Raw genomic sequence first — 15861 nt, 5'->3', positions numbered from 1 at the left:
CCCCACCTTGATCCGCCAGCGCAGCAATGCCCAGCCGGAATGCTGCGTCACAAGACAACACTGCTCACTGCAGCGCCGCCTTTTGCACAGGCTTCCCCGACCGACTGCACCGCTTCATATCAGGCTCTATCACAGACTCTAACATCGACGCGCAGTCTCAGTTCCGGTCGTGACGTCCCGGCAAATCATCACGCGCAGCGGGGCGCCTGATCTGACCAGACAGCCAGGCAGGTCCAGCCAGAAGCGGTTTGAGCAAGGGGTTCTTACCCAGATCCGCCTTTACCTTTTCAAACTGCATCACGTTATCAATGCGCCGGTCCAGAAACTCCCAGGTTGCCTGATGGTCCGGGCTGTCATCGCCCAGCCAGTAGAGCAATGTCGCGGAATAGACCCCCGACAGGGTGGTGCGCTTGCTGTACCAATTGAAATCCTCAGAGCTGTCGCCCAGCGCCGTCCAGATGGCGTCGCAGGTGCCCCAAACGGCCTTTAGCCCCTCAGCCGCGTGGTGCGGCACCGCAAAAAGCGTCACGCCACGGCGCACCGCTTCCTTGTCCTCAGCCGCCTCGAGCCGGTAGCGCACCAGGGTGGCAATCTTGTCGCGAAACCGCAGCTCCGAGAGGTCGGCAGTGGCAAACCGCGCCAGCATTTGCTGATCGCCACGGCGGTGATAGGCGAGGGCCAGATCCACAGCCCCCCGTGGGCAGATCGCCCGCGCCAGAACCGGATTGACGCCACAATCGGCGATCGCCGCCTCAAACGTGGCCTGGGACCAGCCATCAAACACCACATGCAACAAAGCCGCGTCCAGCAGCCGCGTTTCAAGATCGGCGCTGGCGTCCGAATTTGTCTGATTTTCCTGGCTTGTCATAGGGTTACTCCCGGAATGAACCTGCTGCTTTCCCCCGGTCATACGGGGAGTCTCCCCCCTGATATCACAGTACTGGACAAGGTACATGTGCTTTGCTATATGGCCCGTTCCTGCAAATCCTTGCAACTCTATCTAGAAAGGTGGTGAAAACCACATGCAGGTTAGTGTTCGTGACAACAATGTCGATCAGGCGCTCCGCGCTCTGAAGAAAAAGCTGCAGCGTGAAGGCGTTTTTCGCGAAATGAAGCTCAAGCAACATTTCGAGAAGCCGTCCGAGAAAAATGCGCGCGAGAAAGCTGAAGCAATTCGTCGTGCCCGTAAACTGGCGCGTAAGAAAGCTGAACGCGAAGGTATGCTCTAAGCTCCTTCTATCGCCCTTTTGAGCTTCCAGTTTTTTTCTGGACACAAAATGATGACCCCCGCGCCCTGCCTCGGGGGTTTGTCTTTTTTAGGGCTATATTTTTTGGGGCCAAACCTTGCCGACTGGGTCTCACCGCCGCCTTTTCCCCAGCCTGCCGCCTTTGCGCCTCTCCTGCTTTTGCGCTCGTATTGCCCGGCGTGACGCAGCGAGACAGCCCTGCGGGAATAAAATCGCCGTCAAGCTAAACTTTAACGTGCATTTACGACGCGCACTCCCCTATAGTGATTTATATTGGGCAACACCTTAGGGTTCCTTCCCCATGTTTCTACCGCCGGATCTGGAACACCCGGCCCTACCCCGAGGTGGCAACGCGCCCCCCCAAAGTCATTGCGGCGCTCGCCTTACCCCCTGCGCACAAGGCTGTTGCCATCTCGGGCCCCCACTTCCGTACAATCCGTGCGCCCTGCTGATCCTGACAGCCTTGCAGGCTCTCCAAGTGTACGGCCTGTCCAAGCGGGCCAAACCTAAGCCAAACCGGGCCAATAGGTTTGTTTAGCCGCAGCGCGACTATCTGGGCCGACTTGCTGTTACACAGGGTCTGGTGCACCCGCCGCTGCAGCCGGGGCCCCCGACCAGACCACAGGCACAGAGATCGGTCCCCGAAAGGCCCAGCCGCCAAAACGGGTCTCTCCATCAAGCTGCAGATCGGGCAAGGCCTGAAACAGCATCGGCAAGGCCGGCTGGGCGATCAGCGCTTTGGAGATCCAGGCCCCGGCACAAAAATGCGGCCCGGCGCCAAACGAGATCGCCTGCGCACAGTCCTGCCCCAGATCAAAATGGTCAGGGTGACGAAACACCCGCTCATCGCGATTGCCCGAGCCATACATCAAAAACACACGATCCCCGGGCAAAAGCGTAACCCCGTGCAGCTCATATTTCTCGGCAACGCGGCGCGGTGACATCCCGATAGGGGAAATCCAGCGGGCGTATTCTTCAAAGGCCTGCAACCAGCTGGCACGCCCCTCTTGCACCTCGCGCAGCTGCCCGGGGTGGCGCAGCAAGGCCCAGACCGTGCCGGCAATGGCATCGCGCGGCTCGTTCTGCCCACCAGAGATCGCAAGCTTGATATTGGCCCGCAGCGCCACCTCGCCCAGTCCGGACCGGTGCTGCACCGCCAAAAGCGACAGATCCTCAGGCGGGATCACCTGCATAAGCTTTTCGCTGATGCAGTCATCAATCAGCTCAGTCGCAGCCCGGCAGCGGCGCTCCACCTCAGGGTCAGCGGCGTAGTTGGCGCAGCCATCAATCATGTGCTGGCTCACTCTGTCCATCTCAAAAGCCGCAAGATTGGTCAGCCCGGTCACCCGCTTTAGCGCTTCAGCTGACACAGCCATGGCGTAGTCTCTCACCAGATCACAGCGTCCCGTTGGGGCCAGCTCAGCCAGAATTTCAGCTGTCAGCGTTTGAAACTGGGCCAGCCAATGGTCTCGCACCGTCTTTGGGGACACCGTCGGAAAGATCGCCCTGCGTTCCGCAAGATGCGGCGCGCCATCCTGGCGCATCATGTTCTGCCCCATCAGCTGGGTCATCAAGCCCTCTGGCTGCTCGGATGAGAAAACCCGCGTCAGTTTTTCTTCACGAAAGATATCGTCCCGCCGGGTGATCAGATAGGCCTGTAATTGCGGCACATAGACCACCGGAGCCCGCGCCCGCATGGCGGCAAGATCCGGATAGGGATCCTGCCAGAACGCTCCCAGGTCGATGTCATAGTGTTTGCCCCGTTGCATCATACGCGCTCCCATTGCCCCCTGCCTCATCAGTGAAGGGCCGATGTGTTGATCTGTCAACACATGCTCTCTATGGTGGCGACATGAGTGATACCCCCTCCCTGCCAGATGACATGTTCATCGTCTCGCCAGACGGCAGCCCAAATGACCCGACTGCCCCCACCCTCAGCTTTCGCAACAGCCCGGTGGTTCTGGTGACCTTTGCCGGCAACCGCCTGACCCGCGAGGCCACGCGCGCCTACCAGGCAGAGTTTGGCATTGGCGTGATGGACTGGCGTATGCTGGTGATGCTGACACGGGCGCCCGGCTGCTCGGTTGCAGTGGCCGCCCGGCTCACCGGTATCGACAAGGCAGCGGTCAGCCGCTCGCTGCACCGGCTCGAGAGCAACGGCTTGGCCCAGGCCAAAGCCCTTGGTGACGATCCGCGGCAAAAATCCTGGACCCTCACACAGGCCGGGCAAGACCTGCACGGCAAAATCCTGCCCCAGGCCGTGAGCCGCCAAAAAGACCTGCTCAAAGGGTTCACAGCCGAAGAGACCGCCACCTTCACTGCCTATCTGCAGCGGTTTTTGGACAATATCGGCGCATCAGATTAGGCCCTGTCAGTTTAGGTCCCGTCAGATTAGACCCCAACAGACTAGCTGTGGTCAGATTAGCTGCGGCCTGGCCAGATTTGAACGGTGCCGCGCTGCACCGCAGGTGCTGCGCCGGGCCCGCCCTTTTCTGGCGGGAGCCCCCCTTTTTCTCTAGCGGGAGCCGCTGTTCAGGTCCCTGTCGTGTTCAGGTCTCAGTAGATTTTCGGCACATATAGCTCATCTGGCAACACCCGGCGCCCATAAGCCGGGTTATACTCCCGGTCCGGCAATGAGACCTTGTCGCTCGGGACATCCTGATAGGGGATCTTGCTCAAGAGATGCTCGATACAGTTCAGCCGCTCGCGCTTTTTGTCGTTGCCTTCCACGATATACCAGGGCGCCTCAGGGATATTGGTGCGCTCGAACATCTCTTCCTTGGAGGTGGTGTATTGCTCCCAGCGGATCCGGCTCTCCAGATCCATCGGTGACAGTTTCCACTGCTTCATCGGGTCATGAATACGCATCATAAACCGCAGCTGCTGCTCTTCATCGGTGATCGAAAACCAGTACTTCAAAACGATGGTATTTGAACGCACCAGCATCCGCTCAAATTCGGGCACATCGCGAAAGAACGTCTCAACCTGGGCGTCGTCCGCAAAGCCCATTACTCGTTCCACCCCGGCGCGATTATTCCAGGAGCGGTCAAACAGCACGATCTCGCCACCAGCTGGCAGATGCGGCACATAGCGCTGGAAATACCACTGGCTCTGCTCGCGCCGACTGGGCGCGGGCAGCGCCACCACCCGGGCCACCCGCGGGTTCAGCCGCTGGGTGATGCGCTTGATCACGCCGCCCTTACCGGCACTGTCGCGCCCTTCCATGATCACCAGAACCTTGGCGCCGGTCTGAACCACCCAGTCCTGCAGCTTGATCAGCTCAGCCTGCAGGCGCAGCAGGTTGCGGAAATAGACCTTGCGATCCAGCATCTCCGGGTGCTGTTCGCGGTAGATCTTGCGCAGCTCCATCGACAGCATCGGCTCGGCGAATTCAATTTCGATATCCTCGTCCAACGTGTCCTGCAGCTCAGCTTCGAGCCAATCATAAGACTCAGGGTCGGTATCGCTGGTCACGGGCGCATTCCTTCAGTGTTTTGTCATTGCGGATCCCACTATCAAGCCAGTGTGATCCTTTGATGTCATCTGGAGACCAATTTCCCCAGCGTGACCTTCCAGAGGCATCAGGCGGTCCCCGAAATACGGGTCGCTTCTTTTGGCCTCTGTGTCGCCTTAGGGAAGCGAATTTTGCCAGGAGGTGCAAGCGCATTTACAACATTCTTGCGACATCCTGGCATCAGTTCCATGCCTCATTGCTCTGGACTGCCTAACCCCTGGCCTGCGCAAGAATGAGATCTGCCGCCTTTTCCCCGATCATGATACTGGGCGCATTGGTGTTGCCGCTGGGGATTGTCGGCATGGCACTGGCATCAGCCACCCTGAGGCCGCGAATCCCGCGCAGGCGCAGATCACCGTCCAGTGGTGCCGTGTCCTCAGCCCCCATATGCACCGTGCAGGTAGGGTGGAAAATCGTGGTGCCAATGTCGCCAGCAGCTTTCATCAGATCCTCCACCTCATCCGACGCCCCTCCCGGCTTCATCTCCTGCGGCCCATAGGTGCGCATCGCAGGCTGCGCCATGATGGCGCGGGCCTGCCGGATGGCGGCAACAGCCACCTGCCGGTCGCCCTCGGTCGAGAGGTAATTCGGCGCGATTTCTGGGGCCTGATGCGGATCATTCGACGCAATCTGCACCGTGCCCCGGCTTTCGGGGCGCAGGTTGCAGACGCTGGCGGTGAGACCGGGGAAATCATGCAGGGGCTGACCAAAGGCTTCCAGGGTCAGCGGCTGCACATGATATTCCAGATCCGGCGTTGCCAGATCGGGACGTGAGCGCGAAAACGCCCCCAGCTGACTGGGGGCCATCGACATCGGCCCCGACCGTTTCAACAAATATTCCAGCCCAATCCGGGCCTTCCCCAGCATCGAGTTCGCCAGTGTGTTGAGGGTCCGTCCTCTCTCAAGACGCCAGGCACAGCGCAGTTGCAAATGGTCCTGCAGATTGGCGCCCACGCCGGGCATATCCCGGCGCACCTCGATGCCGTGCTGCTGCAACAGCGCGCCCGGCCCCAGTCCCGACAGCTGCAGGATTTGTGGCGTGTTCACCGCCCCCGCCGACAGCACCACCTCGCCGCGCGCCCGCACCTGGTGGGTCACGCCGCCCTTGTCGTATTCCACCCCGACGGCGCGGCCCTCCTCGATCAGGATACGGCGGGTATGCGCCCTGGTCTCTACCTTCAGGGTCTGGCCGGTGGCCGTGCGCAAAAAGGCCTTGGCCGTGTTCATCCGCCAGCCACCGCGCTGATTGACCCGAAAGTAGCCAACCCCCTCGTTGTTTCCCGTATTGAAATCACTGACCTTGGGCAGCCCCCAGCTGGCAGCCGCCTCCATCCAGTCGTCCAGCACATCCCAATGCAGGCGCTGGTTTTCCACCCGCCACTCGCCGCCTTCACCATGCATCTCTGAGGCACCCTCGACATAGTCTTCGGATTTTTTGAAATAGGGCAGCACATCGTCCCAGCCCCAGCCCGTAAGGCCGCGCTGACGCCAGCCGTCATAATCTGCCGCCTGGCCGCGCAGATACAGCATACCATTGATGGAGGAGCAGCCGCCCAGCACCTTACCACGGGGATAGATCAGCGAGCGTCCGTTAAGACCGGCCTCCGAGGCGGTGCGATACATCCAGTCGGTGCGGGGATTGTTGATGCAATATAGATAGCCCATCGGGATATGCACCCAGTGGTAATTGTCCTTGCCGCCAGCCTCCAGCAGCAAGACCCTGTGGCCTGCCTCGCTCAACCGTTTGGCAACAACGCACCCGGCGCTGCCCGCGCCCACCACAATATAATCCCACTCCATGACCTGCCTCCTGCTCACGTCTTTGCCGCATCTGATCACACTTGCCCCCGGCGCAACAGAGCGAAGCCAAGAAACCTCCCGGCTTTCAGCAGCTTGAGCGCAATCCGCGCGCTCTGGGAAATCACGCAGGCCTAATCGAACGGGCCAATCAGACGGGCAAAGCGGTGGTCTTAAAGACCGTGCGCAGAGCAAAGCTCGACTGCATCTGCGCCACCCCCGGCAAGCGCGCCAAATGCTGGCGGTGAATACGGGCAAAATCATCGGTATTCTCGGCCACCACCTTGAGCAGGTAATCCGCCGTTCCCGCCATCAGATGACACTCCAGCACATCCGGGATCCGGGCCACCGCGCGCTCAAAACCATCCAGCAGCTCATCCGCCTGGCCCTGCAGGGTGATTTCAACAAAAACCGTTGTGGGCACCGCCATCTTGCGGGCATCCAACAGGGCAACATAGTCCTTGATATAGCCATCGCTCTCGAGCCGCTGCACCCGGCGGTGACAGGCCGAGGCCGATAGATTGACCCGCTCACTGAGGTCCGCATTAGAGACCCGCCCCTGACGCTGCAGAACCTGCAATATGCGACGATCTGTGTTATCTAAAGACATTTGTTCAACGATCCTTGCTGCGTAACGCCGGTCTAGTCGAAGATTCTTCGAAAGTCTTGTTTTTATATCGCACAAAAAAGCAGCACATTTTGCACAAACCGCGTCAGACTGACGCAAGGAAAACGGAGGAGAGATCATGAAAATCGGTTGCCCCACAGAGATCAAGCCGCAGGAATTTCGCGTTGGCATGACGCCGGACGCCGCCCACGAAGCCGTCAATCATGGGCATCAGGCGCTTGTTCAAAAAGGCGCCGGCCTTGGCGCGGGCTTTACGGATGAGGATTACATCGCTGCCGGTGCCGCGATCATTGATACCGCCGAAGAGATCTTTGCCACTGCCGATATGATCGTGAAGGTCAAAGAGCCACAGGCGGTTGAACGCAAGATGCTGCGCGAGGGCCAATTGCTGTTCACCTATCTGCATCTGGCCCCCGATCCGGCTCAGACCCATGACCTGCTGGCCTCGGGCTGCACCGCCATCGCCTATGAGACCGTCACCGATCGCAACGGCGGCTTGCCTTTGCTGGCGCCGATGTCCGAAGTTGCCGGCCGTCTGGCACCGCAGGTTGGCGCCTGGACCCTGCAAAAGGCCAATGGCGGCCGCGGCATTCTGATGGGCGGCGTGCCCGGCGTGGCCCCGGCCAGGGTTGTGGTCATTGGCGGCGGCGTTGTCGGCACCCATGCGGCCAGGATCGCCGCAGGCATGGGCGCGGATGTGACCATTCTGGATCGCTCACTGGCCCGCCTGAAATACCTCGACGATGTGTTTGGACGCGACTTCAAAAACCAGTATTCCACGGCCGCTGCCACAGCTGAGCTGGTGCGCGCGGCCGATATGGTGATCGGTGCAGTGCTGATCCCCGGCGCCGAAGCCCCCAAGCTGGTGTCGCGGGCGATGCTCAGCGAGATGAAACCCGGCGCGGCGCTTGTGGATGTCGCGATTGATCAGGGCGGCTGCTTTGAGACCTCCCGCGCCACCACCCATGCCGACCCGATCTATGAGGTTGATGGCATCATGCACTACTGCGTGGCCAATATGCCCGGCGCGGTTGCCCGTACCTCGACCCAGGCGCTTGGCAATGCCACCCTGCCCTTTATGCTGAACTTGGCCAACAAGGGCTGGCGCAAGGCCTGCGAAGACGACCCGCATCTGTTGGACGGCCTCAACGTGCATGCGGGCAAGCTGACCTACTATGCGGTTGGCAAGGCGCTGGGACTGGATGTGATCTCGCCAGGTCTGGCGCTGAAATCCTGACCAGGCTGCAGGCAAAAAAGCACTCCACCCGCCGTGTTGTGACATGTGCGGGTGTTTTTTTGCAAAAATGACTGTTCGGGCCGCGATTTGAGAGGTTCTTGCACAATTTCCCCCTAGCTCCCCCTGGCAACAAAGGTGCATTGCATAGTCCAGTTAAGCGTTCCCAGCAGACGACTGACAAAGGTCGCGCCAGAGGAACATTTCAAAGGGACGAAAACCAGATGCTTTCAGAATTCAAAGACTTCATCGCCAAGGGCAATGTCATGGATATGGCCGTTGGTATCATCGTTGGCGCTGCCTTCACCGCAATCGTGAAATCCATGGTTGGCGACCTCATCAACCCAATCATCGGCGTTTTCACCGGCGGCATGGACTTTACCAACTCTTATATCGTGCTCTCCGGCGAAGTTGCCGCCGGTGCCTCGCTTGAGGCCGCCCGCGAAGCCGGCGCTGCTGTCTTTGCCCATGGCGCATTTATCATGGCCGTGATCAACTTCCTCATCATCGCCTTTGTGGTCTTTATGTTGGTGCGCTACGTCAACAAGGTGAAAGAGGCCGCCAGCCGTAAAGAAGCAGAAGCCCCCGCGCCCGAGGCGCCCGCAGGCCCCAGCGAACTGGATATCCTGATGGAAATCCGCGACTCGCTGAAGAAGTAGCGCGGCCCAGTCGCAACCCACGACAGCAGGCCCCCAAACGTGGTATCATGCCAGTTTGGGGGCTTTTTTACGCCGATCTCCCCCTTGTGGGCTGACGTCAGTCTGTGCTTCACCCGCACAAAACACCAAAACAACCCCATAACAAAAGAGTATCACTGACATGGAAGACTTGATTGAACAGGGCTTTGCCTACTGGCCGACGGTTCTGAATGGCCTCAAGGCGCTGGCGGTTCTTATCATCGGCTGGATCGCCGCAGGTATGGTAAGCGGCGCCATTCGCGCCCGGATCAATGCAACCCCCGGACTTGATGCCACTCTGGGCAATTTTGTCGCCAGCATGGTGCGCTGGGTGCTGATTGCGGTGGTGCTGATTGCCGTGCTGGGCATCTTTGGTATCGAGGCTACCAGCCTGGTCGCGATGATGGGGGCTGCCACGCTGGCCATTGGCTTGGCGCTGCAAGGCACCCTGAGCGATCTGGCAGCCGGCTTTATGCTGGTGCTGTTTCGCCCCTACAAGCTGGGCCAATACGTTGATATCGGCGGCCCCGCCGGCACCGTAAAGGATCTCAACCTGTTTGTGACCGAGCTGGCAACGCCGGACAATGTGCAGATCATTATCCCAAATGGTCAGGCCTGGGGCTCGATCATCACCAATTACTCGCATCACGACACCCGTCGCGTTGATCTGGTCTTTGGCATCGACTACGGCGACAGCGCTGATGCTGCAAAAGAGGTGATCCTGGCACTGGCCGCAGCAGACAGCCGCATCAAACAGGACCCCGAGCCCTGGGTGCGGGTGACCAATCTTGGCGACAGTTCGGTTGATCTCACAACCCGGATCTGGTGCGACGCTGCTGACTACTGGGAAGTGAAATTTGCCATGACTCAGGCGGTCAAAGAAGCCTTTGACGCCAAAGGCATCTCGATCCCCTATCCCCACACTGTGGAAATTCAGCGCGAGGCATAGCGCTCCGGCGCATCATTAGGCCCAAACGGGCGCTCTGCTCACAGGGCCCTCCAGCCACTGGGCCCTCCAGCCACTGGGCACTCTAGTCACTGGGCACTCTAGTCACTGGGCACTCTTCTTATCAGACAGACACCCCGCCTTTGGTGGGGTGTTTCAGGTAAAGGGAGGCCGACCACCCAGATTGGTCATGCCATCTGCATCCAAAAAGGCCCAGCGTGACGCCAAAAACTGATAACTTCGGTGATCCCAACCAGAGACATCCCGTTGAAAAGCGCGACCTCCAGGCCCCTTCCACATTGAGCGGCAGGCGGATTTGGCTCACCTCAGGCGGTGCCCGGCGCGCCTTTAAGGCCTCCTCAACTGCCCTTTTAAATTTGGCGTTCAGGAGGTTTTCGATAGGAGCGGCCTCTTTGGCGCGCCGCCCGGCAAAAATCACGTAGATTTCCGACGTACCATTCAGGTATCCCCGGATCACCAGATCTCCCCGGCTGCTGCGCTTCATATGCGGCACCAGAGCAACTGCAAATTGCCCCAGGTCCTTTTTGAACAGCCCGGTGTCTTCGCTTTTGGGGGTGACGTCTTTGGTCGCGCTACGACGATTGTGCATAGGAGTTGTCCGCTGGCGCCCCAGAGCTGGGACACACTTTGTTTGCCTGAGTTAAAACCGTGTTACGGGCCACTCTAGGCTGCGGCTGTTAACGAACGGTTCTCGCAGGCCGAAAACGCCTCATGCAGCCGCGGGGTTGGGGCGACACATCACCTGCACCGGCTCACCGTCATAGTCCGCCACCGCCGTTTTGCGGTATCCCAGCTTGCTGGCCACATGCTGCGAGGCCATATGCGCGGGATCCATAATTGCAACGGTCTGCGGCCAGTCGCGGGCCTCATCGGCCCATTCATGCAGCCGCACAACCGCCTCTGTGGCCAGCCCGCGGCCCTGGGCATGCGGCGCCAAAGCCCAGCCTGCCTCAGGCGCCTGTGGCAAGGGCGGCGTGATCTGGCGCTGATACTCGCCAAAACCGGCCCCGCCCAGATAGGCGCCATCCACCCGGTCGCAAATGGCCCAATAGCCGTAGCCCAGCGCCTGCCAATGGCCAATATAGCGCAGCAGCCGCGCCCAGGAGGTCTCGCGGCTGCTGGGTTTGCCACTGATGTATTTCACCACCTGAGGGTCGGCCCAAAGCGCCGCCACATCGTCAAAGTCCGCAAGGCAATGTGGTCGCAGAACCAGCCGCTCTGTTGTCAGAACCGGCGCCGTCACTCGGGCAGCGCGCTTGTCAGCACATAGGACAGGATCTCAACCACCTGACGGGGCTCCTCTGCCACGGAAGAGCGGCGGCATGCACCTCTTTCAGCGCGTGCTGATGCTCGGCCTGGCTCAGCACAATGATCGATTTGCCAAGGGCGGCGGCATAGCCGGCATCAAAGGCCGCGTTCCACTGTTTGTATTTCTCACCAAAGCGCACCACGACAACATCGGCGTCTTCCAGCCCCTTGCGGGTGCGGATCGCGTTGAGCTTTGCGCCCTTGTGATCATGCCAGAATTTGCTGTCCTCAGCCCCCAGAATCGCCACGCCACAATCATCGCTTGCGGCATGATCGGTCACCGGCCCTTGAAAGCTCACATCCAGCCCCTTGGCGCCCGCGATGATCTGCTCGCGCCAGTCGGTATGGATCTCTCCGGAAAGATAAACCTTGAGTGTCATGGATGCGGTCCCTTTTGTGCGATCAATATCTTTTCTGACACCTGCATAAACCGGATCAAAGACTGAGACCAGACGCCCGGCTCCCCACCTCGAAAGTGCCCTCAAACATCCGAGCGTATCCGGATAACGCGCTGGTCGGCAGAGCGGACTTTGTTGCCATCCAGCGTTTAGGCTATTGTGAAGCCAAATAAAAAGGGCCTCTAAGACATGGATCAAGATACATACAAGGAGTTGAAGGTGCTGGAAGAAAGCCTTTGGAGGGCCGAGACCAGATTTGATGATGATGTGATGGACAAAGTCTTTGCCGAAGACTTCTGTGAGTTTGGGCGATCTGGAAAAATTTATGAACGCAATGAAATGCTTCTTGGTCAAGGAGATACATTCGAAATCACAGCAGCATTACCACTGCGTAATTTTCGCCTTCGCGCACTGTCTGAAGACATCGTGCAAGTGATGTATGTCAGTGAAGTCCAGCATGGCTCTGAAATTGAAACAGGGAATAGATCCTCAATCTGGAGGCGAGAATCCAGTGGCTGGAGGCTGTGTTTTCATCAAGGAACACCGAAAAACTAGGTCGAACCAAAACGACCAATAGGCTCAAACCGGCCTCACACCAGGTGCAGACATCGCTATGAAAAAGACGTGCCCGACTGGACACGCCTTTTCATTTCAGACGAGGTGGCCAAAGGCTCTCAGCCGCGCAGGGTGCCGCCTGTGGCCTTGGTCACCTTGGCGATGATTTTCGCGCTTACCGCCTCAATGTCTTTTTCTTTCAGCGTCTTGTCGCTGGGCTGCAGGCGCACGGTAAAGGCCAGGGATTTTTTGCCTTCGCCCAAAGACCCACCAATGAACTCGTCAAAGATGCGAACCTCAGTGATCAGCGCCTTATCCGCACCGGAGGCGGCATTGACCAGCGTCAGCGCTTCGACCTCGGCATCAACCACAAAGGCAAAGTCACGCTCGACCGCTTGCAGATCGCGTTGACCAAGCGCGGCGCGGGTGGCACCGCTTTTGCGCGGCAGCGGCACCTCGTCCGGCCAGATGGTAAAGCCAACAACCGGGCCTTTGACGCCCATGGCATTGATCACCTTGGGGTGCAGCTCACCAAAGATGCCAAGCACCTTTTTCGGACCCAGACAGATTTTGCCGTGACGCCCCGGATGCCACCAGCTCTGCGCTCCGCGCAGGATCTGCACCTTGGCAGGGGCGCCGATGGCGGCCAAAATGGCCTCGATATCGGCCTTGGCGTCAAAGGTATCAACGCCGCGCGCCGCGCCATGCACATCTTTCGGGCCGGTGTTGCCCACCAGAATGCCCGAGATCAGATTATGCTGCTCACCCGGCTCGACACCGTGAAAGGCAGGGCCAACCTCAAAGAACGCCAGATCCATAAAGCCACGCGCCTGATTGCGCGCTGCCGCCTGCAACAGGCCCGGCAGCAAGGCAGGGCGCATATGCGACATCTCGGACGAGATCGGATTGGCCAGCATGGCGGCATCTTCGCCGCCGCCAAACAGCGCCGCCGACGCCTGGTCGATGAAGGTATAGCTGACCACCTCGTTATAGCCGAGGCTGGCCGCGGTGCGCCGTGCCATCTGCTGGCGGCGCTGCTGCGGCGTCATAACCGCCTTTGGAATGCCATCGGTCACGCGCGGCAGCGGTTTGCCCTGCAGTTTGGTCAGGGACGCAATCCGGGCGACTTCTTCCACCAGATCGGCCTCACCCTGCACATCGGGACGCCAGCTGGGCACATGCGCCATGTTGCCCTCAAGGCGAAAGCCAAGGCGGGTCAGAGTCTGGCGCTGGTCGCTTTCGGGGATATCCATGCCGACCAGCGACTGCACCCGTTCTGCGTCCAGCTTATAGGCGCGCGCGTGATCCGGCACATCGCCGGCAATGATCACCTCGGACGCCTCGCCGCCGCAGAGATCCAGAATCATCTGGGTGGCACGGTGCAGCCCCTCGATGGTGAACTCAGGGTCAACGCCGCGTTCAAACCGGTAGCGCGCATCCGAGTTGATCTTGAGCGCGCGGCCCGTCAGCGCGATCTGCACATGGTCCCAGAAGGCGCTTTCCAAAAAGACATCCACAGTGTCATCGGTACAGCCACTCGCCTCGCCGCCCATGATGCCCGCGATGCTCTCAATGCCTGTGTCGTCCGAGATCACCATCTGCCCGCCGGCAAAGGTGTAGTCTTTTTCATCCAGCGCTTTCATCACCTCGCCCCCTGCGGCGCGGTGCACCCGCAGATCACCCGTGACCTTGGCCGCGTCAAAGACATGCAGCGGGCGGTTCTGGTCATAGGTAAAGAAGTTGGTGATATCGACCAGCACCGAGATGGGTCGCAGCCCGATGGCCGTCAGCCGGTCCTGCAGCCACTGCGGGCTGGGGCCGTTCTTTACCCCCCGGATAAGACGCCCAGTGAACAGCGGGCAGCCGTCCAGAGTATCCGCATCAATAGTAACCTTGATCGGGCTTTCAAATGTACCAGCAACCGGCGCAAACTCCGGTGTTTTCAGCGTGCCCAGACCGCGCGCCGCCAGATCGCGGGCGATACCGTGAATGCCCAATGCGTCGGGGCGGTTTGGCGTGATGGCGATCTCGATCACCGGATCTACCTTGGCGGGCTGGTGTGCTTCCAGCCAATCAACAAAGCGATCCCCCACGGCGCCCGACGCCAGCTCGATAATGCCGTCATGCTCGTCCGACAGCTCCAGCTCGCGCTCGGAGGCCATCATACCAAAGCTTTCAACGCCGCGGATTTGGCCGACGCCGATAGTGATATCGAGACCGGGGATATACATGCCCGGCTTGCAGACCACCACGGTGATGCCCTCGCGCGCGTTGGGCGCACCACAGATGATCTGCAGATCGCCCTCGTCGGTTTCGACCTGACAGATGCGCAGCTTGTCGGCATCGGGGTGCTTTTCGGCGTGCTTCACATAGCCCAGGGTAAAATCCTTGAGCCGGTCGCCAGGATTGCTGATCTCTTCGACCTCAAGGCCAAGGTCGGTCAGGGTTTCAGCGATCTCATCCACTGATGCGTCAGTGTCGAGGTGATCTTTCAGCCAGGAAAGAGTGAATTTCATCGGTCAAGAGTCCTATGGCAAGCCATGCGTATACAGGCATAGGCAATGACAAAGATTGGCGCCCGGCGCAAGTCTTGCTGGTCTCACCCGACAGGCAAGGCCAGGACTGCGGCTGAAATGCGTAGGGAAAGCCTGTCATGATCATACAAAAGGGGCTTGGAGGAACTGTAGCGCGCATTCCCAACCCAAGGTACGCTCCTGCCCGGGTGGGCGCAAAGCGCCCGCCATCAAACCGCAGGTTTGCCTTTGGCAAAACGGGAGGGCAGGAGCGTGCCGAGCCGCGAGCGGCCCCGCGGTCTGCAGCAAGGTTCCTCAGCTCACCAATCGACGGCTACGAATCCGGATCTGTCCCGGTAAGTTAAACGCATACTTTCGGATCGCATTCAGAAGTCGATTGACAATGTCGTCCATCTCCTTCGCCACGCTACTTTTTCTTTCCTCCAATACCTTTGAAACCTCTGCTGCAGCAACACTATCCGCTTCGCCTAAAAGCTCTGCAAGATCCGTCGCCAGCGTTTTGAGCATTTTCTGTGCTTCCTCGATAAAATCCGACAACATGTTCAAAATCGTCAAATCTATTAACATTGAGGCCTTCAAAGCTCCTCTCTCCAGTTTCTCCTTAGCCCTAAAGCACCCATCTATGTCCGCGCGCATGTCTTTAAGATTACCAGATCGAATGTGAGAAACTGCTTTCTGTAAATCATAAATTAAATCAAAGACGTCTTTGTATGCAGTCCGTTGTTCCAGCGCGATTTGTAGCTTTCGATCACGCTCCTTTTGCCAAGGATAAGCATAGAACGCTATGATGAATGCTGTTGTGCTTGCCAACAGTGCTGGCCCCCAATCGGAAAAACCCCCCAACCACTCAAAATCTCGGCAAACATTCTCACAAGCCGTCATCACTTCAACAGAAGCCATTCGCTGAAATCCTCAAATCAATGCGTACAATTTTGAGGAGAGCATAGCGCCCGAACCGGGGTGGGCGCAATCGCGCCCGCCCATGGGGCGGGTCGGGCGCGA

The 15861-nt window shown here is 59.2% G+C and carries 15 protein-coding genes and 1 pseudogene; 6 read left to right on the top strand and 10 right to left on the bottom strand.

Annotation, left to right across the window (positions count from 1 at the left end):
* Positions 1 to 157: 157 nt before the first annotated feature.
* A complete protein-coding gene (locus B4968_RS09765) occupies positions 158 to 868 on the bottom strand; it encodes a COQ9 family protein (protein WP_083098574.1) in 711 nt (236 codons plus the stop codon).
* Positions 869 to 1022: 154 nt separating this feature from the next.
* Here B4968_RS09765 and rpsU point away from each other — a divergent pair, with 154 nt between their 5' ends.
* Positions 1023 to 1229 carry a 30S ribosomal protein S21 gene (rpsU, locus tag B4968_RS09760; RefSeq protein WP_083098572.1) on the top strand — a complete coding sequence of 69 codons (207 nt, stop codon included), beginning with the start codon at positions 1023 to 1025 and terminating at the stop codon, positions 1227 to 1229.
* 587 nt (positions 1230 to 1816) lie between these two features.
* Here rpsU and B4968_RS09750 read toward each other — a convergent pair.
* Positions 1817 to 3019, bottom strand: a complete 1203-nt coding sequence (locus tag B4968_RS09750) for a cytochrome P450 (RefSeq protein WP_139792711.1) — start codon at positions 3017 to 3019, stop codon at positions 1817 to 1819.
* A gap of 80 nt (positions 3020 to 3099) precedes the next feature.
* On the opposite strand from B4968_RS09750, the gene B4968_RS09745 reads away from it, so the two are divergent.
* Positions 3100 to 3612 (top strand): MarR family winged helix-turn-helix transcriptional regulator, encoded by a 513-nt coding sequence (locus B4968_RS09745; protein ID WP_083098570.1) that lies wholly within the window; start codon positions 3100 to 3102, stop codon positions 3610 to 3612.
* Positions 3613 to 3803: 191 nt separating this feature from the next.
* Here the strand turns inward: B4968_RS09745 and ppk2 are convergent, their stop codons facing one another.
* The 3 genes from ppk2 to B4968_RS09730 form a co-directional block, all read right to left on the bottom strand.
* Positions 3804 to 4721: a polyphosphate kinase 2 gene (ppk2, locus tag B4968_RS09740; RefSeq protein ID WP_083098569.1), complete on the bottom strand. Its 918-nt coding sequence runs from the start codon at positions 4719 to 4721 to the stop codon at positions 3804 to 3806.
* A gap of 250 nt (positions 4722 to 4971) precedes the next feature.
* Positions 4972 to 6561, bottom strand: a complete 1590-nt coding sequence (locus B4968_RS09735; RefSeq protein ID WP_083098568.1) for a GMC family oxidoreductase — start codon at positions 6559 to 6561, stop codon at positions 4972 to 4974.
* A 148-nt stretch (positions 6562 to 6709) separates the two neighbouring features.
* Complete coding sequence (locus B4968_RS09730) at positions 6710 to 7168, bottom strand: Lrp/AsnC family transcriptional regulator (RefSeq protein ID WP_083098566.1); 459 nt, start codon at positions 7166 to 7168, stop codon at positions 6710 to 6712.
* A 136-nt stretch (positions 7169 to 7304) separates the two neighbouring features.
* Here B4968_RS09730 and ald point away from each other — a divergent pair, with 136 nt between their 5' ends.
* The 3 genes from ald to B4968_RS09715 all read left to right on the top strand — a co-directional run bounded on the left by ald (position 7305) and on the right by B4968_RS09715 (position 10046).
* Positions 7305 to 8423, top strand: coding sequence for an alanine dehydrogenase (gene ald, locus B4968_RS09725; RefSeq protein WP_083098564.1), 1119 nt, complete (start codon positions 7305 to 7307; stop codon positions 8421 to 8423).
* A 221-nt stretch (positions 8424 to 8644) separates the two neighbouring features.
* Positions 8645 to 9079: a large conductance mechanosensitive channel protein MscL gene (gene mscL, locus B4968_RS09720; protein WP_083098562.1), complete on the top strand. Its 435-nt coding sequence runs from the start codon at positions 8645 to 8647 to the stop codon at positions 9077 to 9079.
* Positions 9080 to 9239: 160 nt separating this feature from the next.
* The gene (locus B4968_RS09715; RefSeq protein WP_083098560.1) at positions 9240 to 10046 is read left to right on the top strand and encodes a mechanosensitive ion channel family protein; all 807 of its coding nucleotides are present in this window, start codon (positions 9240 to 9242) and stop codon (positions 10044 to 10046) included.
* Between the two features lie 121 nt (positions 10047 to 10167).
* On the opposite strand, the gene B4968_RS09710 is transcribed toward B4968_RS09715, so the two are convergent.
* The 3 genes and pseudogenes from B4968_RS09710 to B4968_RS09700 all read right to left on the bottom strand — a co-directional run bounded on the left by B4968_RS09710 (position 10168) and on the right by B4968_RS09700 (position 11752).
* Positions 10168 to 10653, bottom strand: a complete 486-nt coding sequence (locus B4968_RS09710; protein WP_083098558.1) for a hypothetical protein — start codon at positions 10651 to 10653, stop codon at positions 10168 to 10170.
* A 120-nt stretch (positions 10654 to 10773) separates the two neighbouring features.
* Positions 10774 to 11307, bottom strand: a complete 534-nt coding sequence (locus tag B4968_RS09705; RefSeq protein WP_083098556.1) for a GNAT family N-acetyltransferase — start codon at positions 11305 to 11307, stop codon at positions 10774 to 10776.
* Positions 11304 to 11752, bottom strand: a pseudogene (locus tag B4968_RS09700) (YtoQ family protein). Before B4968_RS09700 ends, B4968_RS09705 begins: the two are co-directional and overlap by 4 nt.
* A 207-nt stretch (positions 11753 to 11959) precedes the next feature.
* Here B4968_RS09700 and B4968_RS09695 point away from each other — a divergent pair.
* Positions 11960 to 12325: a nuclear transport factor 2 family protein gene (locus tag B4968_RS09695; protein WP_083098554.1), complete on the top strand. Its 366-nt coding sequence runs from the start codon at positions 11960 to 11962 to the stop codon at positions 12323 to 12325.
* Positions 12326 to 12444: 119 nt separating this feature from the next.
* On the opposite strand, the gene pheT is transcribed toward B4968_RS09695, so the two are convergent.
* Entirely contained in the window at positions 12445 to 14841 is a 2397-nt protein-coding gene (pheT, locus tag B4968_RS09690) for a phenylalanine--tRNA ligase subunit beta (protein ID WP_083098552.1), read from the bottom strand.
* A 312-nt stretch (positions 14842 to 15153) separates the two neighbouring features.
* Positions 15154 to 15759: a hypothetical protein gene (locus B4968_RS09685; RefSeq protein ID WP_083098550.1), complete on the bottom strand. Its 606-nt coding sequence runs from the start codon at positions 15757 to 15759 to the stop codon at positions 15154 to 15156.
* Positions 15760 to 15861 lie beyond the last annotated feature (102 nt).

It is taken from the genome of Pseudophaeobacter leonis (assembly GCF_002087335.1).
Classification (GTDB): Bacteria; Pseudomonadota; Alphaproteobacteria; order Rhodobacterales; family Rhodobacteraceae; genus Pseudophaeobacter; species Pseudophaeobacter leonis.
The sequence above is the reverse complement of the archived record's forward strand: the minus strand, read 5'-3'. Positions and strand labels throughout refer to the sequence as shown.